At 75.1% G+C, this 25,701-nt stretch carries 15 protein-coding genes; 13 read left to right on the top strand and 2 right to left on the bottom strand.

Going from position 1 to position 25,701, the window contains the following annotated elements:
* Positions 1–87: 87 nt before the first annotated feature.
* Together IF01_RS0110075 and IF01_RS0110070 are read left to right on the top strand one after the other, a co-directional pair.
* Positions 88–546: a MarR family winged helix-turn-helix transcriptional regulator gene (locus IF01_RS0110075; protein WP_233290445.1), complete on the top strand. Its 459-nt coding sequence runs from the start codon at positions 88–90 to the stop codon at positions 544–546.
* Positions 547–572: 26 nt separating this feature from the next.
* On the top strand, positions 573–2,021 hold the full coding sequence (locus IF01_RS0110070; protein ID WP_030392975.1) for an MFS transporter: 1,449 nt from the start codon (positions 573–575) through the stop codon (positions 2,019–2,021).
* 34 nt (positions 2,022–2,055) lie between these two features.
* Here the strand turns inward: IF01_RS0110070 and IF01_RS0110065 are convergent, their stop codons facing one another.
* Positions 2,056–3,198 carry an MFS transporter gene (locus IF01_RS0110065; protein WP_051755095.1) on the bottom strand — a complete coding sequence of 381 codons (1,143 nt, stop codon included), beginning with the start codon at positions 3,196–3,198 and terminating at the stop codon, positions 2,056–2,058.
* A 223-nt stretch (positions 3,199–3,421) separates the two neighbouring features.
* Here IF01_RS0110065 and IF01_RS0110060 point away from each other — a divergent pair, with 223 nt between their 5' ends.
* On the top strand, positions 3,422–3,907 hold the full coding sequence (locus tag IF01_RS0110060; RefSeq protein WP_030392973.1) for a MerR family transcriptional regulator: 486 nt from the start codon (positions 3,422–3,424) through the stop codon (positions 3,905–3,907).
* A 69-nt stretch (positions 3,908–3,976) separates the two neighbouring features.
* On the opposite strand, the gene IF01_RS0110055 is transcribed toward IF01_RS0110060, so the two are convergent.
* Positions 3,977–5,128 carry an alkene reductase gene (locus tag IF01_RS0110055; RefSeq protein WP_078879843.1) on the bottom strand — a complete coding sequence of 384 codons (1,152 nt, stop codon included), beginning with the start codon at positions 5,126–5,128 and terminating at the stop codon, positions 3,977–3,979.
* Between the two features lie 190 nt (positions 5,129–5,318).
* Between IF01_RS0110055 and IF01_RS0110050 the strand changes: the two genes are divergently transcribed.
* From IF01_RS0110050 to IF01_RS0110005, 10 genes are all read left to right on the top strand, one after another.
* A complete protein-coding gene (locus IF01_RS0110050) occupies positions 5,319–8,684 on the top strand; it encodes an AfsR/SARP family transcriptional regulator (protein ID WP_030392971.1) in 3,366 nt (1,121 codons plus the stop codon).
* Positions 8,685–9,244: 560 nt separating this feature from the next.
* Positions 9,245–14,599 (top strand): non-ribosomal peptide synthetase, encoded by a 5,355-nt coding sequence (locus IF01_RS0110045; protein WP_167349737.1) that lies wholly within the window; start codon positions 9,245–9,247, stop codon positions 14,597–14,599.
* Positions 14,596–20,280, top strand: coding sequence for a non-ribosomal peptide synthetase/MFS transporter (locus tag IF01_RS0110040; protein WP_051755091.1), 5,685 nt, complete (start codon positions 14,596–14,598; stop codon positions 20,278–20,280). The genes IF01_RS0110045 and IF01_RS0110040 overlap by 4 nt, the downstream gene beginning before the upstream one ends.
* A 146-nt stretch (positions 20,281–20,426) precedes the next feature.
* Positions 20,427–20,840, top strand: coding sequence for a VOC family protein (locus IF01_RS0110035; protein ID WP_030392968.1), 414 nt, complete (start codon positions 20,427–20,429; stop codon positions 20,838–20,840).
* A gap of 289 nt (positions 20,841–21,129) precedes the next feature.
* Positions 21,130–21,396 carry a hypothetical protein gene (locus IF01_RS46745; protein WP_051755089.1) on the top strand — a complete coding sequence of 89 codons (267 nt, stop codon included), beginning with the start codon at positions 21,130–21,132 and terminating at the stop codon, positions 21,394–21,396.
* A gap of 179 nt (positions 21,397–21,575) precedes the next feature.
* Entirely contained in the window at positions 21,576–22,229 is a 654-nt protein-coding gene (locus IF01_RS0110025; protein ID WP_030392966.1) for a GAP family protein, read from the top strand.
* Between the two features lie 254 nt (positions 22,230–22,483).
* The gene (locus IF01_RS0110020; protein WP_030392965.1) at positions 22,484–23,140 is read left to right on the top strand and encodes a hypothetical protein; all 657 of its coding nucleotides are present in this window, start codon (positions 22,484–22,486) and stop codon (positions 23,138–23,140) included.
* 544 nt (positions 23,141–23,684) lie between these two features.
* Positions 23,685–24,506 (top strand): SDR family NAD(P)-dependent oxidoreductase, encoded by an 822-nt coding sequence (locus IF01_RS0110015; RefSeq protein ID WP_030392964.1) that lies wholly within the window; start codon positions 23,685–23,687, stop codon positions 24,504–24,506.
* A gap of 351 nt (positions 24,507–24,857) precedes the next feature.
* A complete protein-coding gene (locus IF01_RS48920) occupies positions 24,858–25,043 on the top strand; it encodes a hypothetical protein (RefSeq protein ID WP_167349736.1) in 186 nt (61 codons plus the stop codon).
* Between the two features lie 484 nt (positions 25,044–25,527).
* On the top strand, positions 25,528–25,701 hold a 174-nt coding region (locus IF01_RS0110005), incomplete at its 3' end, for a cold-shock protein (RefSeq protein WP_030393227.1).

Below are 25,701 nucleotides of genomic sequence, written 5' to 3'. Positions count from 1 at the left end.
GCGCCGGCTGCGCCGAGGCAGGACGTTCACAGCAGCCCCGATCGGGAGATGCATAAAGGATTCATATAAACTCGCTATGCTTTGGGCATGAGTCGCCGAGACGCCGCGCACAGCGCTTCCGATGCCATCGGGTCAGCCCTCTACGGTCTGGCCACCAGGGCCGTGAGACGCCTTCCCCGCGACATGAGCCTGACGTCCGCCGCCACCCTGGCCACCCTGGACAGGACCGGCCCGCGGCGGATCACCGATCTGGCGGCGGCCGAGGGCGTCACCCAGCCCGCGATGACCGTCCTGGTCCGGGTGATGGAGGAATCCGGGCTGGTCGAGCGGAAGGGCGATCCGTCCGACAAGCGGGTCACGCTGGTGTGCCTGACCGAGGCCGGCGCCTCGTACGTCCGGACGCGGCGCCGGGCGGGGGTCGACGCGTACGCGCGGTTGGTCGACGAACTCACCGGCGACGAGGTCGAGGCCCTGACGGCGGCCCTTCCGGCGCTGCTGCACCTGGCGGAGCTCGAAGGCCACGCCCGAGAGGAGTCGGACCGGTGACCGCCGCCCGGGCCCACGGCCGGCCCGTGAGCGCTGCCCCGATACGTTCCGGGACACGTCTGCTGGTCCCCGCCCTGGTGTTCATCGCCCTGGTCGTGGCGGCGGTCGGCAGCCTCGGCACGCCGCTCATCACCAGCGTGGCGACCACGTTCCACGTCTCCCTCGACAGCGCGCAGTGGACGCTCACCATCGCCCTGCTCAGCGGCGCCGTCGCCACACCCGTCCTCGGCCGGCTCGGGGCCGGTCCGCACCGGCGGGCCACGATTCTCACCACGCTGGCGATCGTCGTCGCCGGCAGCGCGCTCACCGTGCTGCCGCTGCCGTTCGCCTGGCTGCTCGTGGGCAGGGCGGCCCAAGGCGTCGGACTCGGCCTCACGGCGCTGATGATGGGCGTGGCCCGCGACCACCTCCCCGAGGAGCGCAGCGCGGCCACGATCGCCCTGATCTCGGTGGTCTCCATCGTCGGAGCCGGCGTCGGCTACCCGCTGGCCGCGCTGCTCGCCGAGTTCGGCGGACTGCGGGCCGCCTACGGCCTCGGCCTGTTCGTCACGGCCGTCGCCCTCGTGACCGCGTGGCGCTCCGTGCCGGCGACTCCCGAGGGCCGCTCCGCCCACGTCAACGTGGCCGGTGCGCTCCTCCTGGCGGGCGGACTGCTGCTGGTCCTGTTCCTGGCCGGCGAGCGGAGCCTGTGGAGCCGGCACCTCGCCGTGGCGGTGGCCCTGGCCGTCGCCGCCGTACTCCTGCTCCGCGCCTGGACCGTCTCCGAACTGCGGACCGGGACGCCCCTGGTCGACGTCCGCGCGGTACGGCATCCGGCGGTCGCCGGGGCGAACCTCGCCATGTTCGTCGGCGGGTGCGGCATGTACCTCCTGCTCACGCTCATCACCCGCTACGCGCAGACGCCGAGCAGCGCAGGCTACGGCTTCGGACTGACCACCTTCGTGGCGGGGCTGGTCCTCGTCCCGTTCTCCGTGCTGGGGTTCGTCGCCGGCAGGCTCACGCCGCGGGTCCGGGAACGGGTCGACGGCCCCCTGCTGCTGGCCGGCAGCGCCGCCGTGGTCGGCTGCGGGTTCGTCCTGTTCGCCACCGCCCGGTCCGACCTGGCCGAACTGCTCACGGCCATGGGCATGCTGGGCTTCGGCGTCGGCAGCTTCTCGGCCGCCGTGCCCGGCGTCATCCTGGCCGTCACCCCCAGGAGTGAGACGTCGAGCGCCATGAGCTTCAACTACGTCGTCCGCAGCGTCGGGTACTCCCTGGGCAGCGCCGTCGGAGGTCTCGTCCTGGCCGTCGGCACCGCCACCGGCCGCCTCTTCCCGGACGACGACGCCTATACGACCGCGGCGCTGGTCGGCGTCGCCGCGATGGCGATCACGACGGCGGTCGCCCTCGCCCTCGCCCGTCGATGCCCACCCGGGCCCGGGACCGGTGCGGTCGGTGTGCGGGGCCCGGGCCGGTCGAGCCGAACCGGAGGCTGAGGACCGAAGCCGGCCGACCGCCCGTGCCCCGCCGTCAGCGGGGGTCGTGGCCCGCCCTGCTGCTCAGTGCGGCGCCGAGCAGCAGGGTTGCGGTGACCGCCGCGAGCGGGACGGTCCAGGAGCCGGTCGCGCCGTGGAGGGCGGCGGCGAGAGCGGGGCCGGTGGCGGCGATGAGGTAGCCGCAGGTCTGGGCCATGGTCGACAGGGCGGCGACGTGGTCGTGGTCGGTGCCCCGGCGGGCGTAGAGCACGCCCGGGAGGGCCTGGCCGGCGCCCAGGCCGATGCCGAGCACGGCCGCCCACAGCGCCGGGAGTCCGCTCGGCGCGAGCATCAGTCCGGTGAACCCGGCGGCGCAGACCAGGACGGTGCCCAGGATGTGCGGGCGCTGGTCGGCGCGGGGCGCGGCGAGGACGGGGGCGAGGAAACCGCCCACGGCCACGCCCAGGATGAGCACCGCCTGGCAGGTTCCGGCGGCGGTCCGGCCGGTGCCGGAGGCGATGAGGACGGAGGGGAGCCAGGCGAGCGCCGTGTAGAACGCGAGGGTCTGGATGCCGAAGAAGGCCGTCAGGCTCCACGCCAGCCCGGTGCGGGCCACGTGCTGACGCGGTACGGCCGCACCGGCGGCCGTCGGGGGCGCGGGCCGGGGCCGGTGGACCCGGGCCTGCGGTGCGATTCCCGCCGCCGCGAGCACGGCCGGCACGACGGCGATGCCGATCGCGAGCTGCCAGGAGCCGCCGGACGCCTGGGCGACGGGTGCGACCAGGGCCGCGACGATCGCCGAGCCGACGCCCATGGACAGCGCGTAGACGCCCATCATGGTGCCGACGTGCCGGTGGGAGAAGCGGGTCCGGACGAAGACCGGCACCAGCACGTTGATCACCGCGGTGGCGAGGCTGACGACGACGGTGCCGGCGTACAGGCCCGGCATCCCGAGCATGCGCAGGACCGCGCCGGCGACCAGGACGACGCTGGCCCACAGCAGTCCGCGCTCCTCGCCGAGCCGGCGCCGCACCAGCGGGGCGAGCGGCGCGAACAGGCCCATGCACAGCGGCGGCAGCAGCCCCAGTACGGTCACCGCGGCGGAGCCGAAGTGGGCGACCGGGGCGAGCGGCCCGATCTGCCCGAACGCGACCCGGGTGTTCAGGCTCAGCAGCACGAAGCCGACGACGAGCAGCACGCCCGCCGCGGGGGCGGGCGGCGCGGGTGTCCAGGCTGTTGTTCCGGGGCGCGTTCCGGTGGTGGTTCCGGTGGTTGTTCCGGTAGGGGTTCCGGCGGAGGAGGAGACCGGCACGGGACTGTCCTGCCCTTCGAGGTGGACGTTAGGATGCCCTTACCTTTCACGCTCAAGCGCGCTTGAGCGCAAGTCCCGTGCAAATCCCCGGACCCGGTGCGGAGGGACGATGGAGCAGCAGCTGTTCTCGATCAGTGCGGTGGCCGAGGCGTTCGGCCTCTCCGTGCCCGCCCTGCGCTACTACGAGGAGCGCGGCCTGGTCCGCCCCGCCGCCCGGCGCGGGCGGGTGCGCTACTACGACCACGCCGGTCTGCAGCAGCTCGCGTACGCCCAACTCTGGCACGACGACGGCATGATGCCGATCGCCGACACCGCCGCCGTGATGGAGAGCGAGCGCGTCGAGGACCGGCGCGCCCTGATCGCCGGGCAGCGGGACGAGATGCTGGCACGCATCCGCAGACTCACCCGGGCCGCCGCCGTACTGGAGCACATGCTGGACTGCCGCACCGACCGCCCACTGGACTGCCCGATGACCGGCGCCTACATCCGCGCCCGGGTCGACGCCGCCCTCACCGGCACGGAGTTCACCGACGACTTCCTGCCCGGGCACGCCGACGAGCCGCAGCCACGCCCGGCGGAACCCGGCGGCCGGTGAGGCGGCCGCCGGTGTGGCGGCCGGTGCGGCGGCCGGTGCGGTCGGCATCGGGCGCCGCACCGCCGGCCGTCAGCCGAGGGTCGGGTAGTCGGTGTAGCCGGTCTCGCCGCCCACGTACATCAGGTGGGTGTCCCGGACCGGGTTGAGCGGTGCGCCGGTCCGCAGCCGGGTGACCAGGTCGGGGTTGGCCAGGAAGGCGCGCCCGAGGGAGACCAGGTCGGCACCCGCGTCGAGCAGGCGCTCGGCGGCGGCGCGCCCGCCGTCGGCGGGCAGCGGGCCGGGCCAGGGGAGGGCCGGGTTCGCGATCAGCGCGCCGGACCAGGCGTTGCGCAGGGTGCGGAAGTGCGGCTGGCCGGGATCGGCGAAGACGACGTGCAGGTAGACCGGGTGGAGGTCGTCGAGGGCGTGGAGGAGCGCCGGGTAGACCTCGTCGACGTCGTCCTCGGTCATGGCGTTGGCGGTGACGCCGGGGGCGATCCGCACGCCGACCCGGTCGGCGCCGATCGCCTCGACGACCGCGCGGACCACCTCGACGGTGAGCCGGATCCGGTTGGCGACCGACCCGCCGTAGCCGTCGGTGCGGTGGTTGGTGCGGCGGGAGAGGAACTGGTGGAGCAGGTAGCCGTTCGCGGCGTGGACCTCGACGCCCGCGAAGCCGGCGGCCACCGCCCGGCGCGCGGCGGCGGCGAAGTCGGCGACGGTGTCCCGGATCTCCTGCTCAGTCATCTCGCGCGGCACGACGTTCTCGCGGTGGCCGGAGGGGGTGACGATTGTGCCGGGCAACGGCACCGGGGACGGCGCGACCGGGTGGTGCCCACTGGTCTCGGGGTGGCCGACCCGGCCGCCGTGCTGCAGTTGGAGGAACATCTGCCCGCCCGCCGCCCGGACCGCGTCGGTCACCCGCCGCCACCCGGCCACGTGCGACTCGTCGTGGATCGCCGGGATGTTGGGGTAGGTGGCGCCCACGGCGTTGGGGGTGGTCGCCTCCGCGACGATCAGTCCGGCCGACGCGCGCTGCGCGTAGTACGTGGCCATGATCGGGTCCGGTACGCCGTCGGCGCCCGCGCGGTTGCGGGTCATCGGCGCCATCACCAGGCGGTTGGCCAGTCGCAGGGTGCCGAGGCGGGCAGGCCGGAACAGCGGGGAGTCCGTGCCGGTCGCCCGGGTCGCCCGGGTGGCCTCGACGGTCTGCGACGGGCGGGCTGCGGTGTCCGTGTTCATGAGGGTGCTCCTTCGCGCTCCGTGGTGCTGCCGACCGGGTCCTCCCGTCGACGGACCCAACGGTGCCCCGACCTGCTTCGGGTTCGCTGACGGTTCGCTGACGGTCCGGTGGCTGCCCCGGAGCGGTTCGGCGGCTACCCGGACGGACCGGGCCGATCGACTGATGATCAACTCTGTGTAGGGTGCAGCCATGAGGTTCGGAGTGCTCGGTCCGCTGGCCGTGTGGGACGACGACGGCGAGCCCGTCCGGGTGTCCGAGACCAAGGTGCGCGCCCTGCTGGCCGACCTGTTGCTGCACGAGGGACGGCCGGTGTCGGCGGACCTCCTGGTCGAGGACATCTGGGGCGGGGCCGTGCCCGCCAATCCGGCCAACGCGCTCCAGGCCAAGGTCTCCCAACTGCGCCGGGCGATCGGCCGCGACCGGGTGACCCACCAGCCGCCCGGATACCGGCTCCGGCTCGACGGCGACGCCGCCGAGGTCGACGCCGCCGGCTTCCGTGCACTGGCCGGGCAGGCCCGCGGCGAGACCGACCCCCGCGCCCGGGCGGCGGTGCTCACCCGGGCGCTCGCCCTGTGGCGCGGCGACCCGTACGCCGACTTCGCCGACGAGGACTTCGTCCGCCCGGTCGCCCAGCGCCTGGCCGAGGAGCGGCTCGCCGTCGTCGAGGAGCTGGCGGAGGCCCGGCTGGAGCTCGGCGATCCGTTGCTGCTCGGCGAAGTGGCCGAACTGGTGGACCGTCATCCCCTGCGCGAGCGGCTACGGTCCGTACAGATGCGGGCCCTGTACCGGGCGGGCCGGCAGAGTGAGGCGGTCGCCGCCTACGGCGGGCTGCGGGCGCTGCTGGCCGACGAGCTGGGGCTGGACCCGAGCCCCGAGGTGGCGGCGCTGTACGAGGCGATCCTGCGGCAGGATGCCGCCCTCCGGCCCGTCGGCGCCGTGACCGCGCTCCGGCCCGCCCCGGCCCGCCCGCCAGTCGAGCCCCCCGCCCCGGTGCCGGGCACCGGGGCGGGGGCCGAGGAAGACGGTGCTGCCGGACGGGAGGAGGACCGGTGGGCCTTCCACCGTCCGGCGCTGCCTGCCCCGCGGACCGCACTGGTCGGGCGGGGTACCGCGATCGAGGCCCTCGACCGTCTCCTCCGCACCGAGCGGCTGGTCACGCTCACCGGCCCCGGGGGAGTGGGCAAGACGAGGCTCGCGCTGGCCGTCGCGCACCGTCTCGCGGACACCTCGGAGCCCGGTGCGCCGGACGCGGTCCGCTTCGTCGAACTCGGGGCCCTGCCCGCCGATGCCGCCGATCTCGCCCAGGCGGTGGTCGCGGCGCTCGGTCTCCGCCAGGTCGCCGCCGGGCCGACCGCACACCTGGCCGGGCCCGTCCCGGTCCTGGCCGCCGCCCTGCGCGACCGCCGGGTGCTGCTCGTCCTGGACAACTGCGAGCACGTGATCGAGCCTGCGGCGGATCTCGTCGCGGGCCTGCTGGACGGCGCGCCGGGGCTCGTCGTCCTCGCCACCAGCCGGGAGTCGCTGCGGTTGCCCGGCGAGGCAGTGTTTCCCGTGGCTCCGCTCGATCCGGCCGCCGCCGCACGGCTGTTCGTCCAACGGGCCGCGGCGGCCGCGCCCGGGTCCCTCCTGCCCGAGGCGAACGAGGCGAACGAGGAGAACTGCGGGAGCGGCGGGAGCGGCGGGAGCGGCGGGAACGAGGAGAACGACGGGACCCGGGCCGCCGTGGCCGAGATCTGCCGCCGCCTGGACGGTATCCCGCTGGCTCTCGAACTAGCGGCCACCCGGGTGCGCGCCATGGGCGTGCGGGAACTGGCGGCCCGCATCGACGACCGGTTCCGGATCCTCGCTTCCGGGCAGCGCGGACTCCCAGCCCGGCAGCAGACCCTGCGCGCGGTGATCGACTGGAGCTGGGACCTCCTCGCCCCGGCCGAGCGGACCGTCCTGCGGCGGCTCGCCGTGCCCGTCGGCGGGTGCTCCGTCCCGGCGGCCGAGGCGGTGTGCGCGGCCTCCGGCGTCGACCGCGAAGACGTCCTCGACCTGGTCGGCCGACTGGTCGACCGCTCACTCGTCGAGGCCGTGCACACCGGCGACGGCCCGCGCTACGACCTCCTCGAATCCGTCGCCGCCTACGCCCGCGACCGGCTCCACGAGTCGGGCGAGTTCCCGGGCACCGCCGCACGCCACGCCGCGTACTTCCGGGAACTGGCCGTTCGGGCCGGAGCCGGGCTGCGCGGACCCGGGCAACGGATCCAACTCGCCCGGCTGGACACGGAGTCCGCCAACATCCGGGCCGCCCTCGACCACCTCGTGGGCGTCGGCGACCGGGACGGCGCCGTCCGCACCGCCGCCGCGCTGTGCCCCTGGTGGCTGCTGCGCGGCCGCCTCCACGAGGCCCGGCGCGCGCTCGCCGCCGTCCTGGAGGCCGCCGACGCTCCCGCCGCCGCCGTCACCGTGCCCGCCTCCGCCGCGGCGACCGCCGAACTCCGCATCCTGCATGACGCGTTCGCGATGCTCACCGGTCACCGCCCGCCCGAGCGGCACTGCCCCGCGACGGAGATCGACGACCCCGTGCGGAACGGCCGGGCGCTCTGGCTGTTCGCCTACGGCCTGCACCACGCGGGTGACCCGGTCGCCGCGGACGCGGTCGGCACCCGCGCCCTGGACCACTGCACCGCCGCCGGCGACCGCTGGGGCACCGCCGCGGTACGGGCACTGCTGGCCCGCACCGCGCTGGCCGGCGGAGACCTTGCGGCGGCCCTTCGCAACGGCCGTACCGCCGCCGAGGAGTTCAACGAACTCGGCGACGCCTGGGGCGAACTGCAGACCGTGCCGCCGCTCGCCGCACTCGCCGAGATCGAGGGCGATTACGCCGACGCCGAGGCCCGCCACACCGTCGGACTGCGCCTCGCGGAAGAACTCGGGCTGGCCGTGGAAGCCTCCGCCTGCCTCGCCGGCCTGGGCCGCCTCGCGCTCCTGGCCGGCGACTGGGACCGGGCCCGGCTGCTCCACGAGCGGGCCCGCCGCGCGGCCGCCGAGCAGGGCCACCTCTTCGGCGAGGTCTTCGCGATCATGGGTCTCGCGCTCGGCGCACGCCGCGCCGGCGACCTCGACGAGGCGGAACGCCACCTCGGGGCGATGCGCGACGACTACCCGTCGTCGACCGCGGGCCGTCACCTGATCGAGGTGGAACTCGGCTTCGTCGCCGAACTGCGCGGACTGCCCGAGCAGGCCGCGGTCCACCAGGCGCGCGGACTCGGGCACGCCCGGCAGTTGGCCGAGCCGCGCGCCCTCGCCCTCTCCCTGGAGGGCAGCGCCGGCGCTGCCGCTGCCGCCGGCGACACCGGGGGCCTCACCCGGGCGGCGGTGCTCCTCGGCGCCGCCGACGCCGCCCGCCGCAGCGCCGGCGGCCCGCTTCCGCCCGGCGAGCGCGCGGACGTGGACCGGATCACCTCGGTGGTGCGCGCGGCCCTCGGCGCGGCAGGCTTCGCCGCCGGCTTCGAGGAGGGCACCGCGCTCTCGCTCCCGGACGCCGTCCGGACCGCCATCGGCGCCTGACCCCGGGACGCCGTCCGGACCGTCACCGGCGCCTGATGAGCGGAGCAGGCCCTTGCCGCACCGGCCGGGGCGGCGATCCCGGTTCCGCCGACCGAGCACGGCGGTCGAGGCCCGGGCCCTCGTCCGGTGGGCCGCACTCCGGCCCGGATCGTGGCCGGCGAGGGCAGGAGGCCGCGCGGTGGCGGCGCGGACCCGCCGCCCGCAGGAACCCGGTCCGGCGCAGGGCCCGTCCGGCGGCGGGTCGTTCGCACGGGGAGAGCGCTCGCCCGGCGGGGCGTCGTACCCGCGGCATGTTCCTGACGATCACAACCCTGGACCCCGCCGGAGGCGGGCCAGTACGGTGGGCGCGCCGCTGGGAGCCCGCCCCTGAACGCCTTCGGGCCGTCCCTTCTCGGGTTGCTCGACCGTGCGCGCAGCAGCGACGGCGGAGCTGACCAGCGCTCGGAGTTCGATTGCACCGGGACGCCCGACAGGGCCTGTTCCGGTGTCATGGCAGGTTCAGAGGGGGATCGACAATGGCGTCGGCGGGCACGTTCGGGATCGGCCTGGTTCATCGGGCGATGGAGGAGACGGCAGGACGGGTTCCGGACGGGATCGCCGTGATCGCGGGGGCGGTCCGGCTCACGTACGCGGAACTCCACCGGCGGGCCGGTGCGGTGGCCCGCGAGCTGCGCCGGCTGGGGGTCGGACGGGGTTCGCTGGTGGGCGTCTGCCTGGAGCGGGACGAGTGGCTGGTCCCCGCGCTGCTGGGGGTCTGGAAGGCCGGTGCGGCGTATGTGCCGCTGGATCCGGCGTACCCGGCGAGCCGGTCGGAGTTCATCGCCGCGGACGCCGGGATCGAGTGCCTGGTCTCCTCGGCGGCCGTCCTCCGGCGCCGCGGCGACGTCCTCCGGGCCACCGGCGTCGAGGTGTTGGACGTCGGGACGGTGGGCCGGGGTGCGGATCAGCGGGCCGACCTCGACCTCGGCCTCGACCTTGCCGCCGACGGCGCGCCGACGGACGCCGCCTACGTGATGTACACCTCCGGCACGACCGGACAGCCCAAGGGAGTGGTGGTCGAGCACCGCAACGTCGCGGCCCTGCTGCAATGGGAGTCGTCCGTGTACTCGGCCGACGAACTCCGCGGCATGCTGGCCGCGACCTCGGTCTGCTTCGACCCCTCGGTGACGCAGTTGTTCCTCCCGCTGCTCCGCGGCGGGACGGTGATCCTGGCCGAGAACCTGCTCGCCCTGTCGGCCCTCCCCGCACGCGACCTGGTCACCACGGTCTACGGGACGCCGTCCGCGCTGGCCGCCCTCGTACGCGAGCCGCTGCCGCCGGGCGTGCGCACCGTCCGGGCGGGCGGCGAACCGCTCACCCGGGCCCTGGCGGACCGGATCCACGCCAACGCCGGTGTGCGACGGGTCGTCCAGAGCTACGGCCCGACCGAGTGCACCGTGAGCTGCGCGACCCACGAGGTGCCCGCGACCGGGCGGGCGGAACCGCCGATCGGATCGCCCTACGCGGGCAGCGGGCTGTCGGTCCGCGACGCCGCCGGGAACCCGCTGGGCGACGGCGAGACCGGGGAACTCTGGGTGTCCGGCCCGCTGGTCGGCCGCGGCTATCTGGGCAGGCCGGAGCTGACGGCCGAACGGTTCGTCACGGACGCCGCCGGAGTCCGGCACTACCGGACCGGCGACCTGGTGCGGCGGGTCGACGGGCTCCACCACTTCGCCGGGCGGATCGACGACCAGGTGAAGGTCCGCGGCTTCCGGATCGAGCTGGGCGAGGTCGAGGCGACACTCGCCGGGCACCCGGCCGTCCGGCACGCCGTGGCGCTGGCGCCGGCCGACGGGGACGGCACCCGACTGCTCCTGGCCTACGCGGAGTCGGCCGACCGGACCCTCACCGAGGCCCGACTCCGGGACTGGCTGCGGGACAGGCTGCCGGAGCACCTGGTCCCCTCCCGGGTCGCCGTCCTCGACCGGCTGCCCGCCGGACCGACCGGCAAGACCGACCGTGCCGCGCTGGCCGCGCTGGAGTTCGGCCGCGCGGTCGACACCGAGTACACCGCCCCGCGCACCGGCACCGAGCAGCGGATCGCGGAGACCGTCGCCGGTGTCCTCGGTCTCGGTCCGGCCGAGGTCGGCATCCACGACGAATTCGGGGCGCTCGGCGGGCACTCGCTGGCGGCCGCCCGGGTCTGCGCCGTGCTGGGCCGCGACTTCGGCACGGCCGTGTCGCTGACGGACTTCCTCGCCGCGCCAACCGTCGCCGGCCTCGCCACGCTGCTGCGGGACGGGTCGGCCGACGGCTCGGGCAACGCGCCCGCGCTGGTCCGTCACCCCGGGCGGGACAGCTACCCGCTGACGGCCGCGCAGCAGGGGATGTGGCTGCTGAGGCAGATCGGTTCCGGCGAGCGTGCCACCACCATCGCCTTCCGGCTGCGCCTGCGCGGACTGCCGGGCACGGCGCGGCTGCGGGCCGCGTTGGACGCGGTGGTCGAGCGGCACGAGGTGCTGCGCAGCGTCGTGCTGCCCGGTGCTGCGGTGTTCGGCGCCGGGGTGACCGGTGCTGCGGTGGTCGGTGCCGGGGCGGACGGTGTGGGTGTGGATGCCTCCGGTCGGGCGGTGGACGAGGAGCCGGTCGCCTCGGTCCGGCCGCCGGCCCCGGTGCCGTTCGAGGAGCACGATCTCAGGGGTGTGTCCGGGGCGGAGCAGGTGAAGCAGGCCGCCGAGCTGACGCGCGCGGCCGCGAGCCACGTCTTCGACCTCGCCACCGAGACACCGCTGCTGCGGGCCGCGCTGCTCCGGCTCGACGAGGACGACGCCGAACTGGTCGTCGTGACCGACCATGTGGCGTTCGACGGCTGGTCGATCGGCGTGCTGATGTCGGAGCTGGCAGCGGGCCTGGCCGGAAGGGCGGACGACCGCTCGGACGACGGCCCGGAGCTCGCGCCGCCGCCCGTCCAGGTCGGCGACCTCGCGCTGCACGAACGCGCGCTCGCCGCCGGACCCGAGCGGGCCGAGGAGCTGCGGGCCTTCTGGGCACGGGAGTTGGCGGACGCTGTCCCGCCGCACGACCTTCTCCCTACCGAGTCTGCGGGCCCCGGCAGGCCCGGCGGCGAACGGCTGGCCCGTCCCCTCGACGTCGGGACGGCGGCCGCGCTGCGCAAGCTCGCGGCCGACTGCGGATCCACCCCGTTCGCCACCTTCCTGACCGCGCTCGGCGTACTGGTCGCGGGCCTCACCGGCCGGTCCGACGTCGTGCTCGGCGCGGCCGTGGCGCACCGGGCGCACCCCGAACTGGAGGCTGTCGTCGGGCCACTGGTCGGGATCAGCCCGGTCAGGCTGCGGCTGGCGGAGGGGGAGTCCTTCCGGAGCACCGTCGGCCGTGCCGCCGCCACCACCGCCCGTGTCATGGACCACTCGGGGTTCACCGTGCAGGAGGCCTTCGAGGCCGCCGGCATCGAGCACCCCCGGGGGACGATGGGCACCCCGGTGGTGCTCTCGCTCCAGCCGGCCGGCCTCCCGGTGGCGGTGGAGCACGACGGCGTCCGGCTGGAACTGCTCGGCGAGGCGACCGGCGGCGGGACCCAGGCACCGCTGACCGTGTTCGTCAACGAGACGGTGCAGGGGCCCGAACTGCGGATCGCGTACGACGCGGACCGGTTCGGCCCGGCCGACGCCGAGGCGTTCGCCGACCGGCTGCTCCGGATCCTGGGCGCCGCGGCCGCGGATCCCGACCTTCCGCTGTCGGCCCTGGAGCTGGTGAGCGCGGCGGAGCGGGCCGAACTGCTCGCCGCGGGCACCGGAGTCCCGCTGCCGGCCGACGGTCCGCGGACCGTGGTGGCGGCCGTGCTCGAACAGGCCGCCCGGCGGCCGACTGCCGTGGCCGTCTCCGACTCGGCCGGCGAACTCGGTTACGGGGAACTGGCCGAACGGTCCCGGCGGGTGGCCGAGGCCCTGCTCGCGGCATCGACGGCAACCGCGACGGCAACCGCGACGGTGACCGCGCCTGCGACGGCGCCCGCGCCCGCGACGGCAACGGCGTTCGAGCCCGGGGCGGAACCGGTGGGGTCGTTCACCGTCGGGGTCTGCCTTCCCCGCGACCGCTACCTCCCCGCGGCCCTGCTTGGCGTCCTGCGCGCCGGCGCGGCGTACGTCCCCCTGGAGCCGGACCAGCCCGTCGAACGGCTGCGCGCCCAACTCGCCGACTCCGGGGCGACCGTGGTCGTCGCCGCCGGGGACACCCTCGCGCTCGCCGGCGAACTGGCCGAGGCGGTCGGTGCCGGCCTCCTCGATCTGGGCGGCCCGGGCGGCCCCGGGCCGGTGTGGGTGCACTTTGCAAAGTCCCCGAACACTTTGCAAAGTGCGCTGGGCACTTTGCAAAGTGCACCCGCGGGGCCGCTGGCGCTGCCCGAGCTTGTCCCCGAGGGGCTGGCCTACGTGCTGTACACCTCCGGTTCGACCGGCCTGCCCAAGGGCGTGGAGGTCACCCACGCGAACCTGGCGGCCTTCGTGGCCGCGATGCGGATCACGCCGGGCGTCCGGCCCGAGGACGTGATGCTGGGGCTCACCTCACCGGCCTTCGACGTGTTCGGGTTCGAACTCTGGGTCGGCCTGGCCTGCGGGCTCCGGCTGGCGATGCTGGACCGCGAGGCCGCGGTGGACGGGTACGCCGTCGCGCGGTTCGTCGAGCGGGCCGGGGTGACGCTGATGACCGCCACGCCGACGACGCTCCGGATGCTGGTCGCCGCCCAGTGGTCGGCACCGGGGGTGCGCGTGGTCAGCATCGGCGAGCTGCTGGACCCCGAGCTGGCCGGTGAACTCCTGGCACGGACAGGCGAGTTGTGGAACGCCTACGGGCCCACCGAGAGCACGGTCTACTCGACCGTGGCACGGGTGCGGCCCCCCGTCGGCGGGGCGGTGCCGATCGGCCGCCCGCTGGCCGGGGAGACGGCCTATGTGCTGGACGCCATGGGCCGGTTGGTGCCGCCGGGAGTGACCGGGGAGCTGTGGATCGGCGGTGCGGGCGTCGCCAGGGGCTACCGCAACCGGCCCGACGCGACCGAGACGTCGTTCCGGCCGGATCCGTTCGCCGCGGATCCGTTCGCCACGGATCCGCTCGCACCCGGCGGGAGGCGCTACCGGACCGGCGATCTGGCCCGCTGGCGGCCGTCGGCGTCCCCCTGGCCGGAGGCCGGGGGAGGCACCCTCGAATTCCGGGGCCGCCGCGACCAGCAGGTGAAGCTGCGCGGCCACCGGGTCGAACTCGGCGAGATCGAGACCGCCCTGCGCACCGAACCGGCGGTGGTGGACGCGGCCGTCGTGGTCCTCGGCGACGGAGCGGACGCCCACCTGGTCGGCTACCTCGCGGTGGGCCCCTCGGCGGCGACCACAGTCAGTGCGACCGGGGTCGAGGAGCGCCTGCGCGCCCGCGTCCCGGACCACATGGTGCCCCGGCGGTGGGTCGTGCTCGACGCCCTGCCCCTGACGGCCTCGGGCAAGGTCGACCGGGGCGCCCTCCCCGCGCCCGGCCGTGAATCCAACGGTGGTGAGTCCGGTCACGCGTCCGGCCGCGACCGGATCGCCCCGCGCACCGACGCCGAACTGCTGGCGGCCGAGGTGTGGGAGACCGTGCTCGGTGTCGCCGAGGTCGGTGCCCACGACGACTTCTTCGCGCTCGGCGGGCACTCGCTGGCGGCCACCCGGGTCGTGGGCCGGCTGATCGCGGCGCTGGACCTGGCCGTGCCGGTGCGGCTGCTGTTCGAGCACCCGGTCCTGGCCGACTTCGCCGCCGGGCTGGAGGCGCTGCTGCTGGCCGACCTCGTCGCATCGCCCGGTCCCGCCGCATCGCCGGATCCTGCCGACTCGCCCGACCTCGCCACCCCCGCCTCCCACCCGGCCTCCCACCCCGCCGGCGGTGCCGCATGACCGAGGTGTCCGCCGAGCGGCGGGACCCCCAGCTCGCCGACGCCCTGCGCGCCCGGCTGGCCTCGGCCCGCCGCACCGCCGCCCGCAGCACCCCGGCGATACCCGCCCGGCCGGACGGGGACGCCCCGGCACCGCTGTCCGCCGCACAGGCACGGCTGTGGTTCCTCACCCAGCTGGACCCGGGGAGCACCGCCTACCAGATCCCGGTCGCACTGCACCTGCACGGACCGCTGGACCGCGCCGCGCTGCTGGGGGCGGTGCGGGACCTCGCCGAACGGCACCAGGTCCTGCGGAGCCTGGTCGTCGAGACCGACGGCGAACCGACGACCGTGGTCGGCCCGGCGGACGCGGTGCCGCTGGCCGAGGCCGATCTGACCGGGCCGGGCGGACGGGAGTCGCTCGACCGCCGCCTCCGGGAGGACCTGCGCAGGCCGTTCGACCTGGCCGTGGAACCGCCCGTGCGGGCGACGCTGCTCCGGCTCGGCACCGAGGAACACGTACTGGCGCTGACCGTCCACCACATCGCCTTCGACGCCTGGTCGAGGACGCTGGCGGTGGCGGAACTGGCGGCGCTCTACTCGGCCCGGCTCGGGCTGGCCGAGCCTCCCGCGCCGCCGCCGGTCCAGTACGCGGACTACGCGCACTGGCTCTCCCGGCGCCCGGAGGAAGGGGAGCGCGCCGAGGCCGACCTGAGCTGGTGGGTCCGTACGCTGTCCGGTCTGGAGCCGGTCCTCGACCTGCCCACCGACCGGCCCCGCCCGGCGGTCGCGGACCGGACGGGCGCGGAACTGCCGGTGGTCCTGCCCCCCGCCCTGACCGCCAAGGTGCGCGGGCGGGCCGCCGAGGTCGGCTGCACGCCGTTCATGGTGCTGCTCGCGGTCTGGCAGGAACTGCTGGCCCGGCTCTCGGGCGTCGACGACGTACCGGTCGGCGTGCCCGAGGCGGGACGACGGCATCCCGACACCGAGCGCACGATCGGCTTCTTCGTCAACACGCTGACCGTGCGGACCGACCTCTCGGGCGGGCCGAGCGGCCGGGAGCTGCTGCACCGGGTGCGCGACGTGGCGCTGGAGGCCTTCGCCCGCACCGAGGTCCCGTTCGAGCGGATCGTGGACCGGCTGCGTCCGGCCCGCGACCTCTCCACCACGCCGATCTTCCAGGTCCTCCTCAATGTGATCGACACCCCGGCGGTGGCGCCGCGCTTCCCGGGCCTGGCGGCGAGGGTCTTCGCACCGCCGGCGACAACGGCCAAGTTCGACCTGAACCTGGCGTTCACGGCCACCTCGCCGGACGGACCGGGCGACGCCGACACCCCGGGCCGCACCCACGCCACCGGCGACACCTACGAGGGGTCGCTGATCTACCGCACCGACCTCTTCGACCGGCACACCGCGCGGCGGATCACCGAGTGGTACGCGGTCCTGCTGGACGGCGTGCTCTCCGATCTGGACCGCCCCGTGCGCGAGGTGGCCCTGGAACCGGTGGACGGACCGCTGCTGTCCGGGCCGCGCCGGGAGTTCGACCTCACCCGGCCGCTGCACGGCCTGGTCGAACGCTGGGCGGCCGAGCAGCCCGACGCGACGGCGGTCGTGGGCCCGGACGGCGAACTCACCTACGGACAGCTGGACCGGCGGGCCGACCGGCTCGCGTACCGGCTGCTCGCGGCCGGAGTCCGACCGCACGACCCGGTCGCCGTCCTGGCCGACCGCCGGACCCCGCTCGTGGTCGCCCTGCTCGCCACCCTCAAGGCCGGTGCCACCTACCTGCCGCTCGACCCGGCCTACCCGGACGACCGGCTGGCCGACATCCTGACGACGGCGGGCGCACGGATCGTCCTGGCGGAGCGGGAGTTCGCGGGGCGCGGCGGCTCGGACCTGGCCGGAGCCGCTCCGGAGCTGCTGGTCATCGACGATCCGTCCGCTCCGCAGGGAGTAGCGGAACAACCCGACGGAGCACCCCGCATGCCCGTCGATCCGGCCGCACCGGCCTACCTGATCTTCACCTCGGGCTCGACCGGCCGCCCCAAGGGCGTCACGGTCGAGCACCGGCAGATCACCCACTACCTGCACGCGGTGGCGGAGCGACTGGCCGGGTGCGACGTCGCGGGAGGCTCGTTCGCCCTGGTGTCGACCCACGCGGCGGACCTCGGCCTGACCAACCTGTTCGGGGCGCTGGCCACCGGCGGCACGGTGCACCTGGTGGACCGGGAGGTGGCGACCGACCCGGAGGCGTACGGGGAGTACCTGGAGTCGCACCCGGTGGACGCGGTGAAAATGGTGCCGAGCCATCTGGAACTGCTCGCCGCCCACGGTGACCTCGGCCGTGTGCTGCCGCGCAAGCTGCTCGTCCTCGCGGGCGAGGCCTGCTCGTGGGACCTGGTGGCCAGAATCCGTGCCGCGCGGCCCGAGCTGGCCGTCCAGGTGCACTACGGCCCCACCGAGACCACGGTGTCCGTGCTCGGCTGCGCCGTGGAGGAGACCCCGCCGGACCGGCGTTCGGGAACGGTCCCGATCGGTCGGCCGCTGGCGGACGTGGACTGCTGGGTGGTCGACCCCGACGGCCGGCCGCTGCCCGCCGGGGTGCCCGGCGAGCTGTGGATCGGCGGGCCGAGCGTGGCGCGCGGCTACTTCGGCCGCCCCGATCTGACCGACGAGCGCTTCGTCCCCGATCCGGTGACCGGCAGCGCGCGGTGCTACCGCTCCGGGGACCGGGTCCGGCTGACCGAGGCCGGACTGTTCGAGTTCCTCGGGCGGGTCGACGACCAGGTCAAGATCCGCGGCTTCCGGGTGGAGCCGGGCGAGGTGGCCACGGCGCTGCGGGACCTGCCGGAGCTCGCGGAGGCGGTGGTGCTGCCGGTCGGCGAGGCCCACGCCGGACGGCTCGCGGCCTGGGTGACCCCTGCGGTGCCGGAGTCCGCCGTGGACGTCGCCCGCGTGCGCACGGCCCTGCGCGGGCGGCTGCCCGACTACATGGTGCCGTCGGCGATCGTCGTGCTCCCCGCGCTGCCGCTCAACCCCAACGGGAAGGTGGACAGGTCGGCCCTGCCCGCACCCGAGCCGGCGGCGAGTGCCGAGCGCGTCGCCCCGAGCACGCCGACCGAACTGCGCGTCGCCCGGGCCTGGGCACAGGTCCTCGAACCGGGCGCGGCCGACAGTCCCGGCGCCGGTGTCGGCATCGGTGTCGGCATCGGTGTCGACGACGACTTCTTCGCCCTGGGCGGCGACTCCTTCCGGGCGGTGCGCGCGGTCCGGGCCATCGACCCGACGCTGCGGGTGATCGACCTGTTCACCCGGCCGACGGTCCGCGAGCTGGCCGCGTTCCTCGACGCGGCCGAGGCGGGCGGGCCCGACGGCGAGCGCCGCCTGCTGCACCGGCTGGCGGGTCCGCCGCCCGGCCGGGTGCCGACCGTCACCGTGGTCTGCGTCCCCTACGGCGGCGGCTCGGCGGCCGCCTACGGCCCGCTCGCCACGGAGCTGGCGACGGCGATGCCCGGCGCGGCCGTGCTGGCCGTGGAACTGCCGGGACACGATCCGGCACGCCCGGACGAGCCGCTGCTCCCGCTGACCGTACTGGTCGACCGGGTGGTCGCCGAGCTGACCGAGCTGACCGGTCCGGCCGGTCCGGCCGGTCCGGCCGGACCGGCCTCGGCAGCAGGCCCCGGCCCGGTGGTGGTGTACGGCCACTGCGTCGGCTCGGCCGCGGCCACCGAACTGGCGCTGCGCCTGGAGGCCGAGGGCGTCCCGGTGACGGGCCTGCTGGTCGGCGGCAGCTTCCCCGGCGCGCGGCTGCCGGGGCGGCTGTCGACCTGGCTGCGCGGCAAGTTCCCGGCCACCCGCTGGACGTCGGACCGGGCCTACCGGGACTTCCTGCGCACCCTCGGCGGCATCGACGACGACGGCGACGGCAACGGCAACAGCGCGGCGAACGGCGAAGCCGCCGACGCGGCGCAGCGCACCATGCTGCGCGCGCTGCGCCACGACGTGGACCAGGCCCAGGGCTGGTTCACCGGCGAGCTGACCAGGCCCGACGCCCGCCGGCTGCGGGCCCCGGTGCTCTGCCTGATCGGCGAACGCGACCGGTCCACGGAGCTCTACGAGGAGCGGTTCGCGGAGTGGGGGGCCTTCGCCGACCGGGTGGAGCTGGCCACCCTCCCCCGAGCGGGCCACTACTTCCTCAAGCACCAGGCCGCCCAGCTCGCCGCGCTGGTCGGCGAGCGGCTCGGAGCCTGGGCCGGCGGCCTGCTGCCGGAGCCGATCGCGGACGTCACGGTCGTCGGCGGGAGGGCGCGGCGGGACCTCAGGGACTTCTACCTCGTCGCCGCGGGCCAGACGGTCTCCCTGATCGGCAGCGCGCTGACCTCGTTCGCCCTCGGCGTCTGGGCCTACCAGCGCAGCGGGCGGGTCCTCGACTACGCGCTGATCAGCATGCTCGCGATGCTTCCGGCGATCGTCGCCGGGCCGCTGGGCGGCGCGGTGGCGGACCGGATCGACCGCCGCCGGGTGATGCTCGCCTGCGACGCCGTCTCCGCGACCGCCACCGTGTCCCTGGTCGCCGCGCTGTGGAGCGACAGCCTGGCGCTCTGGCAGGTCGGTCTGATCGTGGGCGTCATGTCGCTGGTGACGGCGTTCCGGCGACCGGCCTACCTGGCGGCCGTCGCCCAGCTCGTGCCCAAGCCGTACCTGGTGCAGGCCAACGGGCTGGCCAACCTCGGCGCCGGTCTGGGGACGCTGATCGCCCCGCTGGCCGGCGGCGCGCTGATCGGGCTGGTCGGCCTGCCCTGGGTGGTGGCCGTGGACGTCGCGTCGTTCCTGGTCGGCCTGGCCGCGCTGCTGCGGGTGCGCTTCCCCGACCGGCTGTTCCGCCGGCAGGAGGAGTCCTTCGCCCGGACCGTCGTCGGCGGCTGGCGGTTCCTGGCCCGGCGCCGTCCGCTGCTGGTCATGATCGTGTTCTTCATGGTGGAGAACTACCTGGGCACGCTCGCGGTGACGCTGACGGTCCCGAGCGTGCTCTCCTTCAGCGGCACCACCGCGGTGGGCGTGGTCACCGCCGTCGGCGGCGCGGGGGCCGTGGCGGGCAGCCTGCTCGTGGCGCTCTGGGGCGGCACCGCGCGGCGGGCGACCGGCATGGTGGGGTTCGTGGGCGGCGTCGGTCTGGGCGTCGTCCTGGTCGGCCTGCGTCCGTCGGTGACGCTGGCGGCCGTCGGCGCACTGGTCTGGTGGGCGTCCATGAGCATCCTCAACGCGCACTGGCTGGCGATCATCCAGCTCAAGGTCGGCCCGGAGCTCCAGGGCCGGGTGCTCGCCACCAACCAGATGCTCGCCGTCGCCATGACCCCGCTGGCCTTCCTCACCGCCCCGCCCCTCGCCGAACGCTTCTCCGGCCTGCTGGACCGGGGAGGAGCACTGGCCGCAACCGTGGGCCGGGTCCTCGGTACCGGGCCCGGCCGGGGCACCGGTCTGCTCCTGGTCACCTGCGGGGCGCTGCTGATCGTCTGGGCGGCCCTGGGCCTGTCCTACCGCCCGCTGCGCTACATGGAGGACGAGCTGCCGGACGCCGTCGCCGGCGCGGAGATCGCCGAGGACCTCGACGCCCTCCAGGCCGCGGCCGACCTGGCCCTCACCGGCGGCGCTCCGACTGACGGGTTGTCAGGTTCCTCCAGCCGCTCCCTTCGTGCGGATTGACCGGTGATCAAGTGCGAATCCGACAACGGCCATGGCCTGGTTAAGCGGCTCGTACACGTCTAGAGTGCCGATCGCGCGCCGATCGGAAGGCCGGGCTCCGGTCCGGTTGTTCGGCACGTCCACATTCGGAACGCAAGGAGCACGGCATGAAAGCGCACGTCAGCTCGATCCTCCTCGGTGTCCAGGACCTGGACCGGGCCAAGCAGTTCTACGTCGAGGGCCTCGGCTGGAAGATCAAGAACGACTTCGGCGTCTCGGTGTTCTTCGAGTCCGACGGCGCCTCGCCGGTCGGCTTCTACGACCGCAAGGGCCTGGCCGACCAGGTGGGCACGGATGCCGAGGGCAGTGGCTTCAGCGGTCTGGTCCTGACCTATGTCGTCCGCAGCCAGGAGCGGGTGGACGAGATCGCCGCGGAGGCCGCGAAGGCCGGCGCCACGATACTCAAGCCCGCCGGCGCCCTGCCGTGGGGCGGGTACGGCGCCAGCTTCGCCGACCCGGACGGCTACATCTGGAGCCTCGGCTACAGCGCCCCGGGGGCCGACCAGCCCTACGCGGAGTAGTCGCGGTCCCTCGCTCTGCAGTTCGCCCGGGACGGTGCGGCGCGCGCCGCACCGTCCCGGGCGCGGTGGCACTCCGCGCCGAGATGACCGCTGGGTGAAATCAGGGGATTGACGAAGCGTCAAGAACCGGTCCTACCGGTTTCCTTCGGCGGCGTCAGCGGGCCGTCAGTAACGGCCCCGGCGGAATCAAGGAAGCGTCAGGAGCCGGTCGGTGGGCGTCCGGCCCGGTCTAGCCTCGGGATGTTCGAGCTGTTGAGGCGAAGGATGTCCCACCGGAGGTGAGGTCCACGTGACCGTTCTCAGCGTCTTCCAGCGCCGGCCGCTCCACTCGGGCACCCGTGCACGGGAGTCCGCGGGGGCGACCCTGGCGGCGGTCGTCCGCAGGCTCGCCGACAGCCCGCTCGACAGCAGCGTCCTCCGGGCCGTGGGCGGCGCGTCCGCCTCGGGGCCGGCCGGTGCCGCTCGCCGGGGCGGCGGGCTGAGCGCGACCTGGCGGCCGGTCGCGGCTCCGGACGGCACCCGGCGGCTCGAAGCCCGCTGGGAGTCCGAGCACTGAGCCGCGCGGGCGGCGGCGGGACGGTGGCGCGGGTAGGTTCGTAGCAGGGAAACCGGCACCGCGGGTGGCACGCCTGTGCGCTCCCGAGATGCCCTGCGCTCCTGAGGTGTCCGGTGGTCCCGGCCCGTCCGGCTCGTCCGTGATCGTCGGGGCGCTGGGGCCGGGAGAAGGGAAGCCCCGTGGACGCCGTGATCGCCGAGGTCGTCCCGCTCGCGCTGGGCATCGCCCTGTCGCCGGTCCCCGTCGTCCCGGCGATCTTCCTGCTCTTCACGCCCCGGCCCCGGGCGGCCGCCGGGATGTTCCTGGCCGGCTGGGTGGCCGGGATCCTCGCGGTCGCGTCCGCCCTCGCCGCGCTCGCGGTGTACATCGAGGCCCACGAGGAGACGCCGACCTGGGCGTCCTGGACCAAGACCGGTCTCGGCACGGTGCTCCTCCTGGTTGCCGTGCGGCAGTGGCGCTCCGGTCCGGCGAAGGGCACCCCAGGGTGGATGACGACGCTCACGGATGCCACGCCCGCCAAGGCCCTGCGACTGGGAGCGCTCCTGTCGGGGGTCAATCCGAAGGTGGTCCTGCTGTCGGCGGGCGCCGGGCTGACGATCGGCGCCGCGGAACTCGGGGCCGTGCGGACCGTGGCCGCCGTGGCGGTGTTCACCGCGGTGTCGGCCGCGACCGTCGCGCTCCCGCTGCTGCTCCACCTCGTCGCGGGGGAGCGCGTCCTCACCCCGCTGGGCCGGGCGAGGCGGTGGCTCGAACTCCACAACAGCGCCGTGACGGCCGTGGTCCTGGCGGTGATCGGCGTCCTTCTGGTGCTCGACGGGACATCGGGCCTGTGACCACCGGGCCTGTGACCGCCAGGCCTGTGACCACCGGGCCTGTGACCGCCAGGCCTGTGACCACCAGGCCTGCGACCGCTGGGACCGTGACGGCCGGGACTGTGACCGCCGGGACCGTGGCGACCGGGCCAGGCCCCGGCCCGGCCACCTGCACGTACCAGGCCGGCTGGCGGTCGCGCCCCACCGGGCCGAGGCTGGTGGGGAGCAGGATCGGGCCGGCGGTGGCCCGACCGTGAGCCGGAGGCGGATCCCCCATGCAGCGTTTCCTCCATGCGCGGGAGCGGGCGTCCGGCGGGCCGAACCGCCGGGTCGGCCTCGCCGCGATCGCGCTCGCCGGTGCAGTGCTGGTCGCCGCCGGCTGCGCTTCCTCGTCGTCCACCGCGCCGTCCACGGCGTCCTCACGCCCGTTCTCGCCGGACGCGAGCTCCTTCTCCGGGGAGCTGCCCTCCTCGGTGGCCTCCGCCAAGTCCTCGCTGCTGGAATCGGCGTCGGCGGCCGCGTCGGCGGCGTCCGCCGCCGCCTCTGCGGCCGAGGCCTCACGGTCGGCGGCGGCCGCCTCGTTCGAGGCGTCCGTCTCGGCCCAGCTGGCCGCCGGCCGGGCCGAGGCGCAGTCGGTGCTGGCCGGGACGCAGGGCACCGGCAACGCCCTGTCGGACATCACGATCACCGGTCTGCCCAAGGCGCAGACCGCGGGCATCAACGCCGCGCTGGTGACGGTGGTGAACAGCACGTCCTCGACGGCGTCCTACGCGATCAAGGTCGAGTTCCTGGACGGCGACCAGGTGGTGGACACCACGTTCCTGGGGGTCAAGGACCTCGCCCCGGGAGCGAAGGCCACCCCCACGGCCTTCAGCCCGCTCGACCGTGACAAGGCGCTGGTGCCCCGGGTCGCCCAGGCCCAGCGGTACTGAGCGCGCGGGGCCGCGACCGGGCCGGACGGAGGCGTCGTCGGTGCCGTCGCCCGTGATCCGGCCGGCCGGCGGCCCGGCAGCCGCCCGCCGGAGCGCACCACTCCGACGCGGCCACCTGACGCTCCGTCGGTCCGTGCGTGCCCGGCTGAGGTTCCGGCTGCGGTTCCGGCATGGATCCGACCGGCTGTCAAAGACCCGTCAGGGAGCCGTCAGGGCCGCGTCAGAGCAGCTGGCGGGGCTTGCCGGGGAGCAACGGGGTCGCGTTGGATGGAGTCCATGAACCGCTCGACACGCCACCACGACCGCCCGCCGCATCCGCGGTCGCGCGTCGTCGCTGTCGCGGTCGCCACCGTCCGGTAGGTTCCTGCCTCCCCGCTCGGCCACCGGCGTGTGCCGCTCAAGGACGTCCGCCTCCCCGCCGCCGTGCGCGGGGAGGCGGACGTGTTCTCCCACCGTTCCACCTTCTCCGCACCGCCGGCCCCCGGGGGCGTGACCCGTCACGCCGACCGGCACCCCGGCGGTGCCCGCCACCCTTGGATGGGTCATGTCCGACACTGTTCTGTCCGCTCGTACCGTTCTCGTCACCGGCGCCTCCTCCGGCATCGGCTGGGAGAGCGCCCGCCTGCTGGCGGGCCTCGGCGCCACCGTGCTGGTCCACGCCCGTACCACCGCCGAGGCCGAGGACGCCGTGGAGCGGCTGGTCGCCGCCGGCGCCCGACGGGACCGACTCGTGGAGCTGGCAGCCGACTTCACCCGCCTCTCGGAGATCGCCGTGCTCGCCGGCACGGTGGTGAAGCACTACCCGGCACTGGACCTGCTGGTCAACAACGCCGCCGCGATGGCCCCCGAGCGCTGCACCCTCACCGACGACGGCAACGAGGTCTCGCTCCAGGTCAACTTCCTCGCCGCGCACCTGCTCGCCGAACTCCTGCGCGCCCCGCTCTCCGCCGCCGGGGACGCCCGGATCGTCAACGTCTCCTCCTCCCTCCACCGCACCGCCTCGATGAACTGGACCGACCCGCACCGGGTGAAGCGGTACTCCCGGGTCGCCGCCTACGCGCAGTCCCAGCTCGCCCTGACCATGGCCACCGCCGACATGGCCCCGGCCGGCTCCGGCATCACCGCCGTCAGCCTCAACCCCGGCCTGTGCGACACCGCGCTGCTCCCGCTGTACGGGCGGGTCGGCGCACCGGCGGCCGAGGGCGCGGCGGCCGTGGTCCGGCTCTGCCTGCCCTCCACCGAGCTGGTCAACGGCGAGTACTACGACGGCGGCGAGCTCGCCCCGACGGCGGCCGTCGTGCAGGAGGAGCGCTCGCAGAAGCGCCTCGCCAAGCTCGCCGACCAACTGGTCGCCAAGGCCGCCTGAACCGTCCGCTCCAGGACGCCACCGGCACCCCGCCGGGACCGCGGCCGCGGCGCCGAGAACGCGTCAAGATCGCGGGGCGGGCCGTCAAGAGGACGTCAGAACCGGCCGGGAGCACATCCGCCGACCGTAGCGTCAGCAACGAGGAAACGGTCCGCCGCCGGAGTCCACGACTCCGGCGGCGAACCGTGCCGAGTCCCAGCCCCGGCGGTTCCTCCGGGGCCGTTCGGCGGCCAGTGAAAACAGGGGAGGGGGCGCGCGGCGATGCCAACGGCCACGTCGGGCGCATCGGTTGTGGTGGAAACGGGTTCGCCGGGGGTGGCGGGCCCGGAACCGTCCGGTCCGGCACCCGCGGTGCGCGCCCCCCGTCACTGGAGACCGCACGGCCAGGCGGTCGACCAGGACGCGATGGACCGTGCGGTGGCGGCCACCGACGGCGACCTCGATGCCACCGCGGCGGCCGTCGGCAGTGCGCTCCTGGCGGCCGCGCTCGCCCTCGCCGTGCTCGGAGTCCGGCCCAGGCTGCGGGAGTTCGCCTGACGGGCGTGCGCTCTTCCGCCCCGCTCTCCGCCCCCGGGCCGCCGTTCCCGTCGCGGACCTCGACCGGTGGACGGTGCCGGTGGAAAACAATGCCGTCCGCCGTACGACCCGGTGCCGGGCAGCACAGGGTCGTACTGTCCGAATTTCAGACCGGGGCTTCGGAAAATGTGCCGCGGGCGGGTCGCGATTTCACTGGCGGAACCACCGCTCCCACCCCCCGGTCCGGCCGCCCACCAGGTGTGTCGACGGCTCCCCGGGCGGGGGTGCCGCCGAACCCGCGGCGAAATATCCGTCCGCGGCGGGCCCGGGCCTGCTACAGTCGTCTTAGTTGCAGTAGTGGTTCCCATGAACTTTGTGTGCGCCTGCTGATGATCGGCAGGCGCATTTTTGTTTCCCGGCTCTTCCCCGGGTGGGTGCTCATCGCGGTGACTCGGAGCGCGCACTGTGCACGTTCCGGAAAGTCCCCTTTGAAGGAGATTTCTTTATGGCTAATGGCACTGTGAAGTGGTTCAACGCGGAAAAGGGCTTCGGCTTCATCGAGCAGGAGGGTGGCGGCCCCGACGTCTTCGCCCACTACTCGAACATCAACGCCAACGGCTTCCGCGAGCTGCTCGAGGGCCAGAAGGTCGAGTTCGACGTCACGCAGGGCCAGAAGGGC

Origin of the sequence: Kitasatospora purpeofusca (assembly GCF_000718025.1) — a bacterium.
GTDB lineage: Bacteria > Actinomycetota > Actinomycetes > Streptomycetales > Streptomycetaceae > Kitasatospora > Kitasatospora purpeofusca.
The sequence above is the reverse complement of the archived record's forward strand: the minus strand, read 5'-3'. Positions and strand labels throughout refer to the sequence as shown.